Here is an 18,273-nt window from a genome sequence, read left to right as displayed (position 1 = left end):
CACCGCGTCAGTGGCTGTCGAGGCGGCCGGACTGGTGCAGGACGAACAGCAGGGCGATCGACGGCACCACGAGCAGCAGGGCGGCCGCGGCCACGACCGTCAACGCCCCCAGCGTCGGCGTCGGCGCCGCGGCCTCGGCGATGCGCAGGTGATCGCCGAGCAGGTACGGGTACTGGGCCACGCCCCAGCCGGCGACCACCGCGCCGGCGGCGCCGATCGCGGCGGCCTGGGCGGCGCGCGGCGAGGCGTGGCGCAGCAGGGTCAGCGAGCCCAGGCCGCACAGCGCGGAGACGATCAGGAGGGGCAGGCCGCGGGTGAGCAGTCCGTGCAACAGCCGCGGCGCGTCGGCGTGCAGCACGGCGATGCCGGCCAGGGCGACGGCCCCGGTCACCAGGGCGGCGAGGCGGGAGCGGCGGGCGTACCAGCGGCGCAGCGACTCGTCGTGACGGCGCCGGGCCTCGGCGGTGAGGAACACGGCGGCGAGAAACGCGCAGACCAGCACCGCGAGGACGCCGCCGAGCACGCTCGTCGGGTTGAGCCAGGAGCCGACCGGGTCGCCACCGCCGGTGGACGGGACGCGGCCGGAGGCGATGCCGCCGGCGACGGTACCGAAGCAGAACGGGGTGATGACCGAGGAGGCGGCGAACGCGGCGCCGGCGGCGCGCTGGTGATCGGTGACGACGAGGACCTTGCGGAAGGCGAAACCGGAGCCGCGCAGCACGACACCGAGGCCGGCCACGCCCAGCGGGATGTACAGCGTGGTCATGATGGCGGCGAACGCGGGTGGGAAGGCGGACCACAGCATCACCAGGCAGAAGATCAGCCAGACGTGGTTGGCCTCCCAGACCGGGGCCAGGACGGCGTCGATGAGATGCCGCGGCCGGCGCCCGCGCTCCGCACCGCCGGCGGTGAGGTCCCAGAACCCGGCGCCGTAGTCGGCGCCGCCCAGGACGGCGTAAGCGAGCACGCCGGCGAACAGCACCACCGCGGCGAACGTGCTCATCCCTCGCCCACCGCGGACTCGTCGGCGCGGGCCGGGCCGTACGGGACGTCCGACGGGTCGACGCCGCTGTCGCGCCAGCGGCGACGCAGCACCCGGAGGACGTGCACGGTCGCGAAGGCGACGGCGGCGTACAACACCAGCGTGGCGGCGAAGAAGAACCACACGTTGCCGGAGCGCGTGACCGCATCCCGGGTCAGCAGGTGCCCGACGACGGTCCATGGCTGGCGGCCGACCTCGGTGACCACCCACCCGGCCTCCAGCGCGACGACCGCGAGGACGCCGCCGACGATCGCGGCGAGCGGGAACCAGCGGCTGCCGGGCGGGCCGCGGTCGCGCCACCAGGCCAGGCCGAACCACGCCGACAGGGCCAGCAGGTACATCCCGGCGCCGACCATCACGTCGAAGGCGAGGTGCACGATCGTCACCTCCCGGTCGGTGGGCCGCACCTCCTCGGGGATCGCGTCGATGCCTTGGATGCGGGTGTCGGCGCGGAACCCGGACAGCAGCGACGCCCCGTTCGGGACGGGGATGCCGCCGAGGACCCGCCCGCGGCTGTAGACGCCGCCGAGGACCTCGGGCACGTGGGTGCCGGTGGTCGGCACCGCCTCGATCGTGGCGAACTTCGCCGGCTCCCGGTGGAACACCTCCCGGGCCACCACGTCCCCGACGAAGATCTGCACCGGGGTGACGATCGCGGCCATGGTCAGCGGGATCATCAGCCCCAGCCGCACCATGCGGTCGTTGCCGGCCCGGCGCAGCCCGCGCGCGTACACGGCCGCCGTGAGGAACCCGGCGACCATGTATCCGGCCAGCAGCATGTGCACGCTCTCGTACCAGAACGCCCCGTTGAAGAACACCTCCAGCGGGCGTACCCCGACGACCCGACCGTCGCGCAGGGTGAACCCACCGGGCTGGTTCATCCACGCGTTGGCGGCGACCACGGAAAGGGTGCCCCCGATGCCGGCGAGGACGACCGGCACCCCGGTCCAGAAGTGGCGCCAGCCGGGGAGGCGGTCCCAGCCGTAGACGTACACCGCGACGAAGATCGCCTCGAGGAAGAAGAACAGCCCCTCGACCGCGAACGGGATGCCGAACGCGGCACCGTAGCGCCCCATCAGCCCGGGCCACAGCAGGCCGAGCTCGAAGCTGAGCACGGTACCGGAGACCGCGCCGACCGCGAAGAGTACCGCCGCCACCTGCGACCACCGCCGGGCCAGCACCAGCGCGTCCCGGTCGCCGCGGCGCAGCCCCCGCCACTCGGCCACGAGCATCAGGAACGTGAACGCCAGCCCGAACGGCACGAGGATGATGTGAAACCCGAGCGTGAACGCCATCTGCTCACGCGCGGGCAGCAACTGCGACGGCTCCATCGGCGTTGCCTCTACCGCCGCGCGGGCGGGCTAAACGCCGGCCGAGACTCGTGCGCGGTTCGTCACGCCGCTGAGCGGGGACGCTCCCGATCGTGGTCGACCAGCGGCGACGGCTGGTCGTCGGAGATCTGGCCGCTGAGCGGCGGCCGGCCCGACTGCGCCTCGGCCTTGGCGTCGACGTCGACGTCCTCGTCCGCGAGGCCCTTCGTCTCGGCCTTGATGATCCGCATCGAGCGGCCCAGCGACCGGGCCGCGTCCGGCAGGCGCTTGGCGCCGAAGAGCAGGATCAGTACCACCGCCAGCACGATGATGTGCCACGGCCTGACTGCACCCATGTGAAGCCACCTCACTCAAGGTCGCCCGGGGTCCCACCCCCATGCCGAAGTGGGACCCCGGGATCGGTACGACTGATGCGTTACTTGCGGCCGGAAGTGTTGATGTGCTCCAGGGTGCTGCAACCCCGCCAGACCGTGTTCGCGGACCCGGGCGGGTTGAGCGTCAGGTCGCCGGCGTCGTCGTGCTCCAGGAAGAACCGGTAGTCCCGCAGGTCCTTGATCGCGGACAGCGCGCGGGTCCAGTCGACGTCACCCTTGCCGGCGTCGGCGAACCGGAACTTCTTGCCGCCCGCCCGGGTGCCGGCGGCCGCGGTGCGGTTGCCGTTCGGGTCCCACTTGATGTCCTTGATGTGGAACGCGATGAAGCGGTCCCCGTGGTTCTTGATCCACCAGTACGGGTCCTCGCCGGCGACCGAGACCCAGCCCAGGTCGACCTCGAACTTCACGTACCGGGGGTCGGTGTTCTCGAGCAGGACGTTGTACAGCGGGACGCCGTTGTCGAGCATGAACTCGCGGTCGTGGTTGTGGTAGAAGAAGCCGCCGAAGCCCTGCGAGACGGCGTGCTCGCCGCACTGGTTGAACACCTCGGCCATGGCCTTGAAGCCGTCCTTGGTGTAGTCGCCGGCCCCGGGGCCGGGGAAGCCGATCTGGCTACCGGTCCCGACGTACGGGAACCGGCCCAGCGTCCGGGCGTCCTCGAAGATCTGCATCCGGCCTTCGTAGGACATCCACGGGTTCGGGAGGTTGAGCCCGCGCGGGCCGAAGTGGTTGCTGACGATGCGGAGCCCGTACGACTCGACGATGGACTTGAGCTGGGCCGTCGTCTTGGCGTAGTAGTCGCCGGCGAGCTCGAGCTCCCGGACGCCGGCGTCGTGGACCGCCTCCAGGGAGAGCTCGAGGTTCTTGTAGTCGCTGCCGATCAGCGAGCGGACGGTGAAGATCTGCAGGCCGACACGGTCGGCCGGGATCACGTTCGGGCCACCCGCGGGCTGGCCCGCCGCCGAAGGCGCGAGCGCGGAGGCTGGGCCCGCAGCGGCGGCGACCGCTCCGGCGGCCAGCACACCGGCGCCGACGCCGAAGACGGCGCGACGACTCAGCTTATTTTCCATGGGTCCTCCTTCGGGTGTTCGCGCAGCCCAAACGTCCGCCGCGGTAGCGGACGGAGGGGGGTGAAGGGCGGGGGCTCCTCGATGGCCACGCATTGACGACCCTATGGCGACGGCCGAACATTTGACAAGAGTCAGACAGAAGTACCGCCGAGCGGAACGGAAGTTGTTTGATTCGCCGCTAAAGTCGCCATATTTGTTCGGCCACCAGGCAGAAGTTGCTGATACGACGGCGGGATCACCACGTGTGCCGTCATATGGTTCACTTCGACCATGCCCCAGCCCCCACGTGCGCCGGCCCATCGCGGCGCGGCGGCCATCGGCGAGTTCACCGGACCCAGCTCAGGGGCTCCCGGTGCCGGGGAACTCCTCCAACTCCTTCGCGACGGGCAGCCCCGCACGCGCGCCGAGCTGTCCAGACTCACCGGGCTGGCCCGGTCCACCGTCAGCCTCCGCGTCGACGCCCTGCTCGCCAGCGGCCTGCTCGCGCCCTCGGGCGAGGCGGCCTCGACCGGCGGGCGCCCCCCGGCCAGGTTCGCGTTCAACCCGAAGGCCCGGGTCGTCGCCGGCGTCGACCTCGGGGCGACCCACGGTCGTGTCGCGCTCACCGATCTCACCGGCCGCCCCCTGTCCGAGGTCGCCGAGCACGTCGACATCTCGGCCGGGCCGATCACGGTCCTCGACTGGGTCGTCGCGACGACGCAACGGCTGCTCGACGAGGCGGCCCGGGACTCCGGGGACCTCGTCGGCATCGGGATCGGCCTGCCCGGCCCCGTCGAGCACTCCAGCGGCAGGCCGATGCGCCCACCCATCATGCCGGGGTGGGACGGCTTCGACGTGCCCGGACACCTGCGGCGCCACTGGGACGTGCCGGTCCTCGTCGACAACGACGTCAACATCATGGCCCTCGGCGAGCACGTGATGGCCCACCCCAATCTCGACCACCTCCTGTACGTCAAGGTCGCCACCGGCATCGGCGCCGGGATCATCAGCGGCCGCCGCCTGCTGCGGGGCGCGGTCGGCGCCGCCGGCGACCTCGGCCACGTGGCGGCCCCCCACGCCCCCGACGTCCTGTGCACCTGCGGCAACACCGGATGCCTCGAGGCCGTCGCGAGCGGCCGCGCGATCGTCAAGCACCTCACCGCGGCCGGAGTGCCCGCGGCGACGAACAGCGATGTCGTCGCGCTCGTCTCCGGCGGCAACATCGCTGCCGCCCAGGCGGTACGTCAGGCGGGACGCACGATCGGCGAGGTCCTCGCGACATGCGTGAGCCTGCTCAACCCCGAGCTCGTCGTCATCGGCGGTTCGCTCGCCCAGGCCGGCGAGAGTCTCATCGCCGGGGTGCGGGAGGTCGTGTACGGCCGCTCGCTCCCGCTCGCCACGGTCCGGCTGCAGATCGTGCCGGCGACGACCGGAACCCAGGGCGGCGTCATCGGCGCGGCGACGATGGCCATCCAGCACGCCCTCGCCGCCAATCGCATCGACGAGGCGCTCGCCGGCGCGTGAACCCGGGCGCGGCCGGCGGTCCGACGCACACGTCGGGGTCGGGCCTGCGGTCCACGACCGTGCCCCTGGCGTGTCTCGCCTACGACGTCGGCCGCGTTCCGGCCGCGATCGACCGGCTCCCGCACCGCGCTCGGCGCCGAGGGCTGGTCCAGCACGGGCAACGGTATGGCCCGCGCCGGCCGTGCCGGGGCGGGATGGCTGACGACGCCGCCGGGGCAGGGCCTCGCTATGACGGCCCTCAGGCGCGACCCCCGATCCGTGAGGTCGCCGGCCGACGGTTCTATCGGTCCACAGTGGACCATCACCTCCTCCGCGGCATCACCTGACAGCTCGCGACCAGGAGCGCCGCTGTGCGTAACTCTGCCGTAACACACCCTTTACAAGCCATCAAAACATGTGCATAGTAATGATGTTCGTTGCGGCGGGGGTCTGACCAGGGAGTTCCCATGCCAGGACTACTCAGACGCCGAGGTGTTGATCCGGGTCACCGGGGGCTCGGCGAATCATCGACGACCAGTGGCGCCGGCGTGCGGATCGAGGATCTGACCGTCGCGTTCAAGGGCAAGACCGCTGTCGACAAGCTCAGCCTGTCGATCAATCCCGGTGAGATGCTCGTGTTGCTGGGGCCCTCGGGCTGCGGCAAGACGACCACCATGCGCTCCATCGTCGGGCTGCAACGGCCCGACGCCGGCACCATCACCATCGGCGACCGGGTCGTGTTCGACGCCGCCTCGCGGGTCGACGTGCCGGTCAACGCCCGCAAGGTCGGCATGGTGTTCCAGTCCTACGCCATCTGGCCGCACATGACCGTCGCCCAGAACATCGCGTTCCCGCTGCGTATGCAGCGCCGGCCCAAGGCGGAGATCGCCCGGCGGGTCGACGCGGCGCTCGAGACCGTCGGGCTGTCCGGGCTCGGGGGGCGGGGCGCAAGCCTGCTCAGCGGCGGGCAGATGCAGCGCGTCGCCGTGGCCCGCAGCTTCGTCATGGAACCGGCAATGCTGCTGCTCGACGAGCCGTTGAGCAACCTCGACGCCAAACTGCGTGAGAAGCTGCGGTTCGAGCTGCGCGAGCTGCAGCAGCGCCTGCACATGACGTCGGTGTACGTGACGCACGACCAGAGTGAGGCCCTCGCACTGGCCGACCGCATCGCCATCATGAAGGACGGCGTCATCGAGCAGCTCGGCAGCCCCGCCGAGCTGTACACCAGACCGAGAACGACGTTCGTCGCCGACTTCCTCGGCGTCGACAACATCTTCCCCTCCGAGGTGCTGGGCCCGGCCGGCCCTGGCGGCTGTCAGGTGCGCCTCGACGGCACCGACATCCGGCTGCGCGTGGAGCGCGATGCGAGCAACGGCGCGACAAATGTCTGCATCCGCCCCGAAGAGATCGACCTGCTGCCGGACGGTCAGACCGACCGGGCCAACGCGGTCGCCGTCACGATCCTGTCGACGAGCTATCTGGGCGACCGGGTGCGATACCACGCCGAGGCCGGACCGGGCCTGCGCCTGACCATCGTCAAGTCGGTCGGCGCGCCGGTGCCGGCGCCGGGGCAGGCCGCCACGGCCGTGCTGCCCGCGGACAAGGTCCAGCTCCTGCAGTCCTGACCCCGAAGGGGCGCGGTGAACATTCTCCAACGGCGGCGGTCGTGGTCCACGGCGCCCGTCGCATCCCTCATCGGCATCATCCTGCTGCTGCTCGTGGTCGTCCCGATGGGAACGCTGCTCGTGGCAGCGTTCACGGACACCCCGCCCCGGCCCGGCGCACCGCTGGGCAACCTCACCCTCGACAACCTCACCGCCATCTTCACCGGGGCCAGCCGCTCGGCGTTCATCAACACGCTCATCATCGGCGTCTGTGCCAGCCTGCTGGCGCTGGCGATCGGCTCGTCCCTGGCCTGGATCGCCGCCCGCACCGACGTGCCGCTGCGCGGTGTGGTGCAGGTGGCGGCCATCATGCCGATGTTCACCTCGTCGCTGGTCGGCGCGCTGGCCTGGTCGATGCTGGGCTCACCCCGGCAGGGTTACCTCAACGTCATCCTGCGCTCGATCGGCCTGCCCGACTTCATCAACGTCTACTCGCTGCCGGGCATCATCTTCGTGGCCGGCATCTACTACTCTCCCTACGCATTCCTGCTCGTCAACGCGGCGCTGACCCTCATGAACCCCGAGCTCGAGGAAGCCGCGTACGTGCACGGCGCCCGGTTCCGCAACGTCATCGGCAGCGTGACGCTGCGGCTGGTCATGCCGGCGCTGCTGGGCGCCGGCACGCTGATCGCCGTCATGATCACCGAGAACTTCCCGATCCCGCAGATCCTGGGCTCGCCCTACGGCATCCAGACCATGCCGACCCAGATCTACCGGCTGATGGCCAACGCACCGTCGCGGCCGAACGAGGCCAGCGCCGCCGGCGCCGGGCTGCTCGTGCTGACCGGTGTCATGGTGTACCTGCAACGGCGGCTACTGGCCGGGCGGGAGTTCACGACCGTCTCCGGCAAGGGGTTCACGCCCCGCCGGCAGAAGCTCGGGGCGTGGCGCTGGCCCGCGTTCCTGCTCGCCGCGGTGTACGCCGTTCTCGCCGTGGGCCTACCGACCTGGGCGCTGCTGCAGGGCGCGTTCCGGCGCAGCTCGTTCACCCGCGACGCCAAGGTGCTCTTCGACCCCGCCTCGTTCACCACCCGCACGTTCAACGAGGTGCTGCGGTCGGCCCACCTGCGCGACGTGCTGCTCAACAGCCTCATGATCGGCGCCGGCACCGCGATCATCGGCGGTGGCGTCTATCTGCTCATCGCCTACTACGTGCACCGGATCAAGGGCCCCGGCCACAAGGTTTTCCCCTATATCGCGATGTGGCCCGCGGCCGTGCCCGCGCTCGTCATCGGCCTGGGCTACCTGTGGACCTGGTCGCGGGTGACCGCCATCTACGGCACCCTGGCCATCCTCATCATCGGCTTCATCGGCCACCTGCTCCCGCAGGGCTTCCAGTCGGTCTCCTCGTCGCTCACCCAGGTCCACAGCGAGCTCGAGGAAAGCGCCCAGGTGTCCGGGGCGAGCCGGCTGCGCGCCGCCTGGGAGATCCTCGTCCCGCTCATCCGCACCGGCGTGGTGAGCACGATGCTGCTGCTGTTCATCCTGTCGATGCGCGAGATCAGCGTCGCCATCTTCCTGTTCACGTCGAAGACCGAGCCACTGTCCATCGCCACCTACAACACGTGGGAGACCGGGCGGATCGCTCCGGTCGCGGCGATGAGCCTCATCTACGTAGCCGTTCTCGTGGTGCTCACCCTGATCTCCCGCCGCTGGTTCGGCATGAAGACCGAGCGCAGCACCTGACACCCCCACCCCCAGATGTGAGAGGTACGGGTCAGATGAAGACAACCAGACGTCGCTTTGCGACCGGCCTGATCGGCCTGGCGGTCCTGCTACCGGCCGCCGCCGCATGTGGCGACGATCCCGCACCCGCCATCCTCGAGTCCGGCAAGCCGTTCGTGGTCGAGGGCGAGACGATCGCCACCCAGGAACTCGTCGACGCCGCGGTCAAGGAGGGCACGCTCACCCTGTACACCGGACTCAACGAAGTCACGACGAGAGCGGTCAACGAGGCCTTCACCGCCGACACCGGCATCAAGGTCGAGTTCGTGCGCTCGCCGTCGAGCCGCCTGTTCGAGCGCGTCAAGAGCGAACTGGGCGCCGGCAACCTGCCGGCCGACATCGTCGCGATCGGCGACCCGTCGCTGGTGACCGACCTGGACAACAGCGGCCTGTACGCGCAGTACAAGGTCCCGATGGACGGTGACCTCGAGGCGCAGTACAAGTCGAAGAACGGCACCTACTACAGCTTCAGCAACCTGGCCAACGTGTTCGCCTACAACACCGAGGTGTTCAAGGGCACGCCACCGCAGTCGTGGGCCGACCTGGCCAACCTCGACGGCACCGCCAACCGGCTGGGCATGGTGCAGGCCGGGGCGAGCGCCGGTGGCTGGCGCCTGGCCTACTTCATGCGGCAGGAGCTCAGCAACGGCAGCGACAGCTACTGGCGCAAGATCGCCGCGACGAAGCCGCTCATCGACACGTCCACCGGCTCGCTGACCGAGAAGCTGTCGCGGGGTGAGATCGCGATCGCGCTGGCCCGGCCGCCGGAAGTCGCCGGCGCGCAGAAGGACGGCGCACCGCTGAAGATCGTCTGGCCGTCCGACGGGTCGCCGATCATCTCCGCCTACGCCGGTGTCACCGCGAAGGCGCCGCACCCGAACGCGGCCAAGCTGTACCTGAGCTGGCTGCTGTCCAAGCGCGGGCAGTCGAAGCTCGCGGCCGAGGGCGGCGACTACGCCATCCGCACCGACGCCGCACCACCGCAGCTCAACGGCCAGGCCGCCCCGCCGCTGGCGGACATCAAGGCGAAGTTCGCACCCGACGCCGACCAGATCGCCAAGCGCGACGGGTGGCTCAAGGAGTGGGGCACCGTCTTCGGCATCGCCGGCTAGGTCCCGGCCCGCACAACGGAGGTCAGGTTCAGATGTCATCCCTGCAAGGTGTCCGGGTCGTCGAGGTGGGCCAGTTCTACTTCGGCCCGTACTGCACGATGCTGCTGGCCCGCCTCGGCGCCGAGGTCATCAAGGTCGAGGCCCCCGAGGGCGATCCGTACCGGCGGCTCGTTGACGCCTACGGCGACGGCAGCTCGGTGCAGTTCCAGCTCGTCAACGCGGGCAAGAAGGTGATCCGGCTCGACCTGAAGCAGCCCGCCGGGCGCGACGTGCTCATGCGCCTGGTCCGCGACAGCGACGTGCTGGTGCAGAACCTCGCGCCCGGTGCGATGGACCGGTTCGGGCTCGGCTGGGAGACCCTCCACGCGGCCGACCCGCGACTGATCATGGCGTCGGGCACCGGGTTCGGCTCATTCGGCCCGTACAGCGGCGAACCGGCGATGGACCTGACCATCCAGGCCCGCACGGCGATCATGAGCACGACCGGGTTCGACGACGGCCCGCCCGTGCGCACCGGGCCGTCCGTCGTGGACTTCCTGGCCGCCTCGCACCTCGTCGCCGGGATCCTCGCCGCGCTGTACCACCGGGAACGCACCGGCGACGGGCAGCACGTCGAGGTGGCGCTGCAGGACGCGGTGATCCCGTCGCTGTCGTCGAACATCGCCGGCTTCGTCAACAGCCGGGGCACCATGCCCGAACGCACCGGCAACCGCAACGGCGGGCTCGCCGTGACGCCCTACAACGCCTACGAGACCGACGACGGCTGGATCGCGATCCTGTGCCCGACCGACGCGCACTGGCGGCGGCTGTGCGGGCTCATGAACGACCCGGAGGCCGACGCCGAGCGCTTCGCGCGACTGCCCGACCGCAACGCCGGGATGGACGAGGTCGACGCGATCGTCGGCCGCTGGACCCGCACCCGGTCCAAGGCCGAGCTGCGCGAGGCGCTGCGGGCGGCGAACATCCCGGCCGCGGAGGTGGTCACGCTGGCCGAGCTGATGGACGACCCGCACGTGGAGGCCCGCGGCGTCCTGCGCAAGATGCACGACCGGCAGGGGGACTGGCTGGCCTTCGGCAGCCCACTGCTGCTGTCCGAATCGCCCATGGTCGAGCCCGTGCGGGCCGGTCGGCTGGGTGCCGACACGGACGCGGTCCTGTCCGACCGGCTGGGGCTGCCGGCCGGCGAGATCGCGGCGCTGCGCAGCACCGGCGCCATCTGATCTCACCAGCGCCATGCGACGAACGGCACTCAACGGCGCCATCTCATGAACGAGGAGTAGCAATGCCCGTGAGCCCAGAGCTCGTGGAGAGGATCCGGACCCACATCGGCGAATCGAGCGAGCCGCTGCACCTGAGGATCGACGCGCTCACGACGCGCCGATACGCCCGCGCGATCGGCGACGACAACCCGCTGTACCTCGACGAGGAGTACGCGCGGTCCAAGAGCTACGACGGCCTGGTCGTGCCGCCCAACTTCCTGCCGTCGGCGCTGGACTGGACCGACGGCGGACCCGAGAAGGACCTGCGCCTGGACGGCACACCGGCCCGGGAGCTCGCCTGGATCCCCTTGGAAGGGGTACGGATCATGGGCGGCGGTGAGGAGATGCAGTTCCACCGCGTCGTCACCGCCGGCACCGACGTCGTGTTCACCAGTGTCCTGCACGACGTCAGCACCCGGGAGTCGAAGTCCGGCCTGATGCTCGTGCTGCGGCTGCGCAACGAGTACACCGGCACGGACGGAACCCCCCTGATGACCTCGATGCGGACGGTGCTCGGACGATGACCACAGTGGACACAGCGATCGCCCGGTTCGCCGGCGACGTGCAGGTCGGCGACGCCATCCCGCCGGTGGAGCACCGGCCGACGCAGGTGCAGCTGTTCCGCTACTGCGCGGTCACGTGGAACGCCCACCGGATCCATTACGACAAGGACTACGCCGCGAGCGAGGGCTACCCCGACGTGCTCGTGCAGTCGCACCTGCACGGGGCGTTCCTCACCAGCCTGTGCACGGGCTGGATGGGTGAGCACGGCCGGCTGGTCCGGGTGCAGTACTCGGTGCGCCGCTTCGCCTGCCCGGGTGACGTGCTGCGCTGCGAGGGCGAGGTCGTGCGCGTCGAGCCGGCCGACGGCGGTGTCGTGGCGCACCTGCGCATCCGCGAGGTGCGCGAGTCCGACGACGTCGAATGCGCCCGCGGCGAGGCCGAGGTCTTCCTTCCCGTCGGTACCGGCGGGTCCTGAGAGGCGCCACGATGCAACCGCTGCGGATCGCGAACTGCTCCGGCTTCTACGGCGACCGTCTTTCGGCCGCCCGCGAGATGGTCGAGGGCGGCGAGATCGACGTGCTCACCGGGGACTACCTGGCCGAGCTGACCATGTTCCTCCTCTGGAAGGCGCGCACGGCCGGGCGTCCCGGCTACGCGGTCACCTTCCTGCGCCAGATGGAGCAGGTGCTGGGCGCGTGTCTCGAGCGCGGAATCCGGATCGTCACCAACGCCGGTGGCCTCGACCCGGCGGCGCTGTCCGGTGCGCTGCGGGCTGCCGGTGAGCGCCTGGGCCTGGCCCCGCGGATCGCCTGCGTGAGCGGTGACGACCTGATGCCCCGCCTCGGTGAGCTCGAGGCGGCCGGCGTCGACCTGCGCAACCTCGACACCGGCGCGCGCCTGGCCGACTCGCCCGACCGCCCGGTCACGGCCAACGCCTATCTCGGCGGCCGGGCGATCGCCCACGCGCTGAGCGAGGGTGCGGACATCGTGATCTGCGGGCGGGTCAGCGACGCGTCGCTGGTCGTCGGGCCGTGCCTGTGGCGCTTCGGCTGGCGCACCGACGAGCACGACAAGCTGGCCGGTGCGGTCGCCGCCGGGCACGTCATCGAGTGCGGGGCGCAGGCCACCGGCGGCAACTACGCCTTCTTCACCGAGATCAAGGCGGCCGGGCTGCCCGGGTTCCCGATCGCCGAGATGTCGCCCGACGGCTCGAGCGTCATCACCAAGCACCCCGGCACCGGCGGCCTGGTCTCGGTCGGCACCGTCACCGCGCAGCTCATGTACGAGGTCGGCGAGCGGTACTACCTCAACCCTGATGTCACCCTCGACCTCGCCTCGATCGAGCTCACGCCGGACGGGCCCGACCGGGTGCGGATCAGCGGGGTGCGGGGCCTGCCGCCGCCGCCGACGCTCAAGGTGGCGATCACCTGCGAGGGCCCGCACCGCCAGTCCGTCACCTTCGGCATTCCCGGCGGCGACGTCGAGCCGAAGGTCGAACGGGTCCGGCGAGACCTGCTCGAGGCGCTGGGCGGCGGCGCGCAGTTCGACGACGTCGCGTGGCGCACGGTCCGCCTGGACCAGCCCGGCGCGACGCACAACGAACTCGCGGTCGCCCGGCTCACGGCCACGTTCTCGGCCCGCGACCCGAAGCGGCTCGGCCGGCAGATCTCCGACGCCGCCACGGGCATCGCGCTGTCGACCTTCCCCGGCATCTACTTCCCCGACGGCCGCGAGCAGAAGGCCTCGCAGACCGGCGTCAATTGGCCCTGTCTGGTACCGCAGCAGCTGGTCAGCGAGCTGGTCGTGCGGCCCGACGGCACGGTGACCGAGCTGCCGCCACTCGCGACCGCCTCGCTTGCCTCGCCCGCCTCGCTTGCCTCGCCCGCCTCGCTTGCCGAGCCGGAGCCGGAGCCCGAGCCGGGGCCGGGGCCGGGGCCGGGCGGGCCAACCGCGGCGGTGTCCCTCGGCCGGCTGTTCGGCGCCCGCTCCGGCGACAAGGGGGCCAACGCCAACGTCGGCATCTGGGGCCGCACCGACGCCGAGTTCGCCTGGCTCAGCACCTCGTTCACCGTCGAGGCGCTGCGGGCGGTGTTCCCCGAGGCCGACGGTCTGCCGATCACACGCACGGTGCTGCCCAACCTGAAGGCGGTGAACTTCGTCGTGCACGGTCTGCTCGGCCAAGGCGCGGCCGCCGGTTCCCGCTTCGACCCGCAGGCCAAGGGGCTGGCCGAGTTCATCCGCAGCCGGACGGTGCGGGTGCCGGCGTCCCTGCTGGAGGAGGCGCGATGAGCGCGAGCATGACGAAGCCGTGGATCGACCTCACACCGGCCGCGCTGGCGGAGATCCCGGTCGGCACCGGGGTCTACGAGATTCGCGATGCCGGGGGCGAAGTGCTCGACATCGGCTACGCGGGCGCCCGCGAGCCGTTCGGGCTGCGCTCGGCGATCCAGCGGGTCTCGGCCGAACTCGCCGGCCAGTCCGGTGTCGGCCTGCAGATCCGGTACGAGCAGCACGTGCAGTACCGCAGCCGGCACATCGAGCTGGTGCTCAGCCATCGGGCCCACCAGGACGGCCGGGTGCCGGACCGGGTCGCCGCCCGCGAACCGGCCGTGCACGGTCGCCTGGCCGTCGGCAGCCAATCGAGAACAGGAGGACAGCTTCGTGTTGCAGCTGAGTGACGAGCAGCAGGCCTTGCTGGAGACCGTGCGCCGCTTCGTATGCGACGAGATCCGGCCGCTGGAGGACGGCCTCGACCCCGACGAGAGTGTGCTGCCCAAGGCCGACTTCGACCGCCTGACCGCGATGACCAAGGCGATGGGGCTGTACAACCTCGACCTGCCGGTGCGCGAGGGCGGGCCGGAGATCGACCTGGTCACCCGTTGCCTGCTGGCGATCGAGATGTCGCAGCACCGGGCCGGGCTGTACGCCCCCTGTTATGACGTGTTCGGGCGCACCGGGCAGATCCCGCTGCTGTCGGCCTGGGCGACACCCGAGCAGCGCACGCGCTATCTGGAGCCGTCGATCCGGGGCGAGAAGCTGGCCGCGTTCGCGCTGTCCGAGCCGTCCGGCGGCAGCGACCCCGGCCGCTCGATCACGACCCGGGCGGTTCAGGACGGCGACGACTGGGTGATCAACGGCGACAAACTGTGGATCAGCATGGCCCACGAGGCGCAGTTCGCGCTGGTGTTCGCCCGCACCGGAGGACCCGGCCGCGACGGCATCACCTGCTTCATCGTCGACACCGACACGCCGGGCTTTCACGTGCGGCGCATCGTGCACACGCTGCGGGCGACCCATCCGGCGACCGAGCTGCAGCTGGAGAACGTGCGGGTGCCGGCCGGCAACATGCTCGGCGGCCTCGGCCAGGGCTTCGCGCTGGCCAACGAGCGGCTCAGCCGCAACCGCATCCCTTACAGCGCCGGGTGCATCGGCGTCGCGGTGCGGGCCCAGCAGCTCGCCATCGAGTGGGCGAAGATGCGCACGGCGTTCGGCAAGACCCTCGCCGAGCACCAGGGCATCGCCTGGATGCTGGTCGAGAACGAGCACGACATTCGCTCCGCCACCCTGCTGGTGCTCGCCGCGGCGAGTGCCGCCGACGCCGGGCGGCCGTTCCGCAGCGAGGCCGCGCTGGCCAAGATCGCGGCGACCGAGGCCGCCGCCCGGGTGGTCGACCGCAGCATCCAGATCCACGGCGGCATGGGCGTCTCGCGCGAGATGCCGCTCGAACGCTGGTACCGGGAGCTGCGCATCCGCCGCATCGGTGAGGGCGCGACCGAGGTGCAGAAGGTGATCATCAGCCGCGACCTGCTGGGCGCGCCCTACCGGTTCTTCCTGACGAGGTGAGCAGCGTGGGCGAGGCGATCGAACTGCCCGAGTCGTTCGGGTTCACCGTGCGCAGCCGCGGCCGCACGATCACCGAGGGCGACTTCAGCCTGATGACCAACCTGACCTGGACGACTTCGGAGATCCACACCAACAAGGTGCTCATGGCCGACTCGCCCGGCGGTGAACGGCTGCTGGCCGGTGCGTGCGTGCTCGCGTTCGCGCTCGGCCTGTCGACACCGGCGATCAAGCCCGAGCTCGAGGCGCTCGGCGTGCGGCTGATCGCGCTGGTCGGATACGACAACGTGCGGTTCCGGGCCCCACTGCGCCCAGGCGACACGGTGTACATCGAGTCGCGGCTGGAGAGCCTGCTGCGCACCAGCAAACCGCCGCGGGCCGTCGTCAACTGCGCCGACACCCTGCTCGACAGCGAGGGCCGGGTGCTGTGCACCTACACGAGGAGTGCGCTGTGTGACATCGCCGGTACCGCGCTCTACAGTGGACCTGAACTATGACCACTGTTTGCATCTTTCATGGTGCCCCGGCGTGAGGCCGACCGGCACAGTCGACGGGAGGCCATCGTGGCCGCGTCAGCACGATCCGAAGGCTCATCCCCGCGCCGGCGGCGCACCGGCTCCGACGCCCGGGCCGAGTTGCCGCCGATCGAACGGACCCGGCGGCTGCCGCAGAAGTCCTCGTTCATCCTGGCCGAGACCATCATGCAGGACATCGTGCGCGAGCGGCTCAAGCCTGGTGACGCGCTGCCCGCCGAAAAGGAGATGGTCGACCGTTACGGCATGGGCCGCACCACGGTGCGCGAGGCGCTGCGGCTGCTCGAATACCAGGGTGCGATCCAGATCCGCCAGGGTCTCGGTGGCGGACCCTATGTGCAGACCCCGAACTCGTCGCACTTCGCCAGCACGATCATCTTCCTGATGCAGATGCAGCGCACGCCGTTCAAGTCGATCGTCGAGGTGCGCACCGCGCTCGAGCCGATGATCTGCCGGTTGGCGGCCGAGCGCATCTCCGACGAGGCGTTGGCGGAGCTGACCCGTACCGTCACGGAAATGCACCGCATCGTGGACGACCGCGAGCAGAGCATGCAGTTCAGCGACCTCAACACCCGGTTCCACAACGTGATCGCGTGGTCCTCCGACAACGCGCTGTTCCGCTACCTGGCCGACTCGCTGCTGGACATCATGGACGGCGCGATCGTGGGCCTCAGCTACTCCGAACGCAACCAGCGCGGCGTGATCAGCGCGCACGAAGCCATCCTGGCGGCGCTCAACGAGCACGACGGCGACGCCGCGTTCGAGACCATGACCAAGCACCTCGCCGAGTGGGAGACCTACGCCCGCCGGCGGTTCCCCGACGCGCTCGAGCAGAGCGTGCCGTGGACGTGGACCGGCAGCGGTGGCTACCGCTTCTCGGTCCCGGCCCGGGGCACGCCGATGGAAGGTTGATCGCCCATGGTCGTCGACGACCCGAAGGACCTGCCGTTCGCCCCTGACCTGCTGCACGGCCAGGTCGCCATCGTCACCGGCGGCGGCAGTGGACTGGGCCGGGGCATCGCGCTCGGCCTGGCGGCCGTCGGCGCGGCCGTCGCCGTCACCGGCCGGCGTCAGGCCCGCCTCGACGAGGTCGCGGCCGAGATCACCGGCGCGGGCGGCCGGGCCGCCGCGATCCCGTGTGACATCCGCGACCCCGAGGCCGTCGAGGCGATGGTGGCGGCCGCCGAGGCCGCGCTCGGCCCGGCCGGCATCCTGGTCAACAACGCCGGTGCCACGTTCACCGCGCCGGCCGAGACGCTCTCGCCCAATGCCTTCCGGTCGGTGGTCGAGACCGACGCGTTCGGCACCTTCTACGCCTGCCAGTCGGCGGGCCGGCGCTGGATCGAACGGGGCAGCGGCGGCGCGATCCTCAACATCACCAGCACCTCACCGATGACCGGCAACCCGGGCCGCATCCACGGCGGCGTCGGCAAGGCCGGTGTCGACTCGCTCACCAAGAGCCTCGCGGTCGAGTGGGGCCGCCACGGCATCCGGGTCAACGCGCTCGCGCCCGGCTACACCCCGACCGCCGGGGTGGACAAGGCAACCGGCGCCTCCGCGGTAGGGCTGGAGGCCGGTGTCCCGCTCGGCCGGGTCGGCACCGTGCGCGACATCGCCTGGCCGGCCGTGTTCCTGGTCTCGCCGATCGCGGCCTTCGTCAACGGTGCCGTCCTCGTGGTCGACGGCGGCAAGTGGCTGTCCTCGGGCCGCTCGTTCACGGCGGCCTCCCCGAGCTGACCCTCGGCGTCGGCCGGACACATCTGCAATTTTTCTGCGCAAGGGGTGGCAATGAACTGGTGGGTTGTCGGTGCGCTGCTCGCGGGCGGTGCGGGCGGACTGGTGGCCGAACGGCTCGGCGTGCCGGGCGGCCTGCTACTCGGCTCACTGCTGGGCGCCGCGATGGTGGCTCTCCTGCGCGACTCGACGATGCACGTGCCGGGCTGGCTCAACACCGGCGCCCAGCTGGTGATCGGCGGCGCGATCGGCCTGCAGGTGACCCGCTCGAGCCTGGCCTCGCTCGGCTGGGCCGTGCTGCCGGCCATCCTGTCGGCCGTGCTGATCATCGGCGCGGGGATCGGCATCGCCTTTCTGCTGCGCGCTCTGCACCTCGCCCCGCCCGGCGACGTGCTGGCCACGTCTCCGGGCGCGCTGAGCGTGGTGTCGACGATTGCGCTGCAACGGGGCGAGGGCCCGCATGTGGCACTGTTCCACCTGCTCCGCGTCGTGCTCGTGATCATGACGCTGCCGATCCTGACCCGCCTGCTCCCGGACGGCTCCTGACCGACAGCGCACAACGGCCGGGCCCCGTCTCCAGGTCCGGCCGGCAGGACGTCGGCG

18 protein-coding genes are annotated in these 18,273 nt (G+C 71.0%); 14 read left to right on the top strand and 4 right to left on the bottom strand.

Annotation, left to right across the window (positions count from 1 at the left end; genetic code table 11):
* Positions 1 to 7: 7 nt before the first annotated feature.
* From ABT369_RS10670 to ABT369_RS10655, 4 genes are all read right to left on the bottom strand, one after another.
* Positions 8 to 1,003, bottom strand: a complete 996-nt coding sequence (locus ABT369_RS10670) for a cytochrome d ubiquinol oxidase subunit II (RefSeq protein ID WP_350611496.1) — start codon at positions 1,001 to 1,003, stop codon at positions 8 to 10.
* Entirely contained in the window at positions 1,000 to 2,373 is a 1,374-nt protein-coding gene (locus ABT369_RS10665; RefSeq protein ID WP_350611495.1) for a cytochrome ubiquinol oxidase subunit I, read from the bottom strand. The genes ABT369_RS10670 and ABT369_RS10665 overlap by 4 nt, the downstream gene beginning before the upstream one ends.
* Positions 2,374 to 2,435: 62 nt before the next feature.
* Complete coding sequence (gene tatA / locus ABT369_RS10660) at positions 2,436 to 2,708, bottom strand: Sec-independent protein translocase subunit TatA (RefSeq protein ID WP_502891723.1); 273 nt, start codon at positions 2,706 to 2,708, stop codon at positions 2,436 to 2,438.
* A gap of 80 nt (positions 2,709 to 2,788) precedes the next feature.
* Positions 2,789 to 3,817, bottom strand: a complete 1,029-nt coding sequence (locus ABT369_RS10655; protein ID WP_350611494.1) for a sugar phosphate isomerase/epimerase family protein — start codon at positions 3,815 to 3,817, stop codon at positions 2,789 to 2,791.
* A gap of 270 nt (positions 3,818 to 4,087) precedes the next feature.
* Between ABT369_RS10655 and ABT369_RS10650 the strand changes: the two genes are divergently transcribed.
* From ABT369_RS10650 to ABT369_RS10585, 14 genes are all read left to right on the top strand, one after another.
* Positions 4,088 to 5,320, top strand: a complete 1,233-nt coding sequence (locus ABT369_RS10650; RefSeq protein ID WP_350611493.1) for an ROK family transcriptional regulator — start codon at positions 4,088 to 4,090, stop codon at positions 5,318 to 5,320.
* A gap of 527 nt (positions 5,321 to 5,847) precedes the next feature.
* Complete coding sequence (locus ABT369_RS10645) at positions 5,848 to 6,924, top strand: ABC transporter ATP-binding protein (protein WP_350611492.1); 1,077 nt, start codon at positions 5,848 to 5,850, stop codon at positions 6,922 to 6,924.
* A gap of 15 nt (positions 6,925 to 6,939) precedes the next feature.
* Complete coding sequence (locus tag ABT369_RS10640) at positions 6,940 to 8,649, top strand: ABC transporter permease (protein ID WP_350611491.1); 1,710 nt, start codon at positions 6,940 to 6,942, stop codon at positions 8,647 to 8,649.
* A 35-nt stretch (positions 8,650 to 8,684) separates the two neighbouring features.
* A complete protein-coding gene (locus ABT369_RS10635) occupies positions 8,685 to 9,800 on the top strand; it encodes an ABC transporter substrate-binding protein (RefSeq protein ID WP_350611490.1) in 1,116 nt (371 codons plus the stop codon).
* 32 nt (positions 9,801 to 9,832) lie between these two features.
* Entirely contained in the window at positions 9,833 to 11,020 is a 1,188-nt protein-coding gene (locus ABT369_RS10630) for a CaiB/BaiF CoA transferase family protein (protein ID WP_350611489.1), read from the top strand.
* Between the two features lie 62 nt (positions 11,021 to 11,082).
* Positions 11,083 to 11,583: an FAS1-like dehydratase domain-containing protein gene (locus ABT369_RS10625; protein ID WP_350611488.1), complete on the top strand. Its 501-nt coding sequence runs from the start codon at positions 11,083 to 11,085 to the stop codon at positions 11,581 to 11,583.
* Positions 11,580 to 12,038 carry a hotdog family protein gene (locus ABT369_RS10620; RefSeq protein WP_350611487.1) on the top strand — a complete coding sequence of 153 codons (459 nt, stop codon included), beginning with the start codon at positions 11,580 to 11,582 and terminating at the stop codon, positions 12,036 to 12,038. Before ABT369_RS10625 ends, ABT369_RS10620 begins: the two co-directional genes overlap by 4 nt.
* Positions 12,039 to 12,049: 11 nt before the next feature.
* A complete protein-coding gene (locus ABT369_RS10615; protein ID WP_350611486.1) occupies positions 12,050 to 13,852 on the top strand; it encodes an acyclic terpene utilization AtuA family protein in 1,803 nt (600 codons plus the stop codon).
* Positions 13,849 to 14,241, top strand: coding sequence for a DUF7508 domain-containing protein (locus tag ABT369_RS10610; RefSeq protein WP_350611485.1), 393 nt, complete (start codon positions 13,849 to 13,851; stop codon positions 14,239 to 14,241). Before ABT369_RS10615 ends, ABT369_RS10610 begins: the two co-directional genes overlap by 4 nt.
* A complete protein-coding gene (locus tag ABT369_RS10605; protein ID WP_350611484.1) occupies positions 14,225 to 15,406 on the top strand; it encodes an acyl-CoA dehydrogenase family protein in 1,182 nt (393 codons plus the stop codon). The genes ABT369_RS10610 and ABT369_RS10605 overlap by 17 nt, the downstream gene beginning before the upstream one ends.
* Before the next feature lie 5 nt (positions 15,407 to 15,411).
* Positions 15,412 to 15,900, top strand: coding sequence for a MaoC/PaaZ C-terminal domain-containing protein (locus tag ABT369_RS10600; protein WP_350611483.1), 489 nt, complete (start codon positions 15,412 to 15,414; stop codon positions 15,898 to 15,900).
* Between the two features lie 66 nt (positions 15,901 to 15,966).
* The gene (locus ABT369_RS10595; RefSeq protein ID WP_350611482.1) at positions 15,967 to 16,848 is read left to right on the top strand and encodes a FadR/GntR family transcriptional regulator; all 882 of its coding nucleotides are present in this window, start codon (positions 15,967 to 15,969) and stop codon (positions 16,846 to 16,848) included.
* Between the two features lie 6 nt (positions 16,849 to 16,854).
* Positions 16,855 to 17,673: an SDR family oxidoreductase gene (locus ABT369_RS10590; RefSeq protein WP_350611481.1), complete on the top strand. Its 819-nt coding sequence runs from the start codon at positions 16,855 to 16,857 to the stop codon at positions 17,671 to 17,673.
* A gap of 51 nt (positions 17,674 to 17,724) precedes the next feature.
* A complete protein-coding gene (locus tag ABT369_RS10585; RefSeq protein ID WP_350611480.1) occupies positions 17,725 to 18,216 on the top strand; it encodes an AbrB family transcriptional regulator in 492 nt (163 codons plus the stop codon).
* Positions 18,217 to 18,273 lie beyond the last annotated feature (57 nt).

The organism is Dactylosporangium sp. NPDC000244, from assembly GCF_040300725.1.
GTDB lineage: Bacteria > Actinomycetota > Actinomycetes > Mycobacteriales > Micromonosporaceae > Dactylosporangium.
The sequence above is the reverse complement of the archived record's forward strand: the minus strand, read 5'-3'. Positions and strand labels throughout refer to the sequence as shown.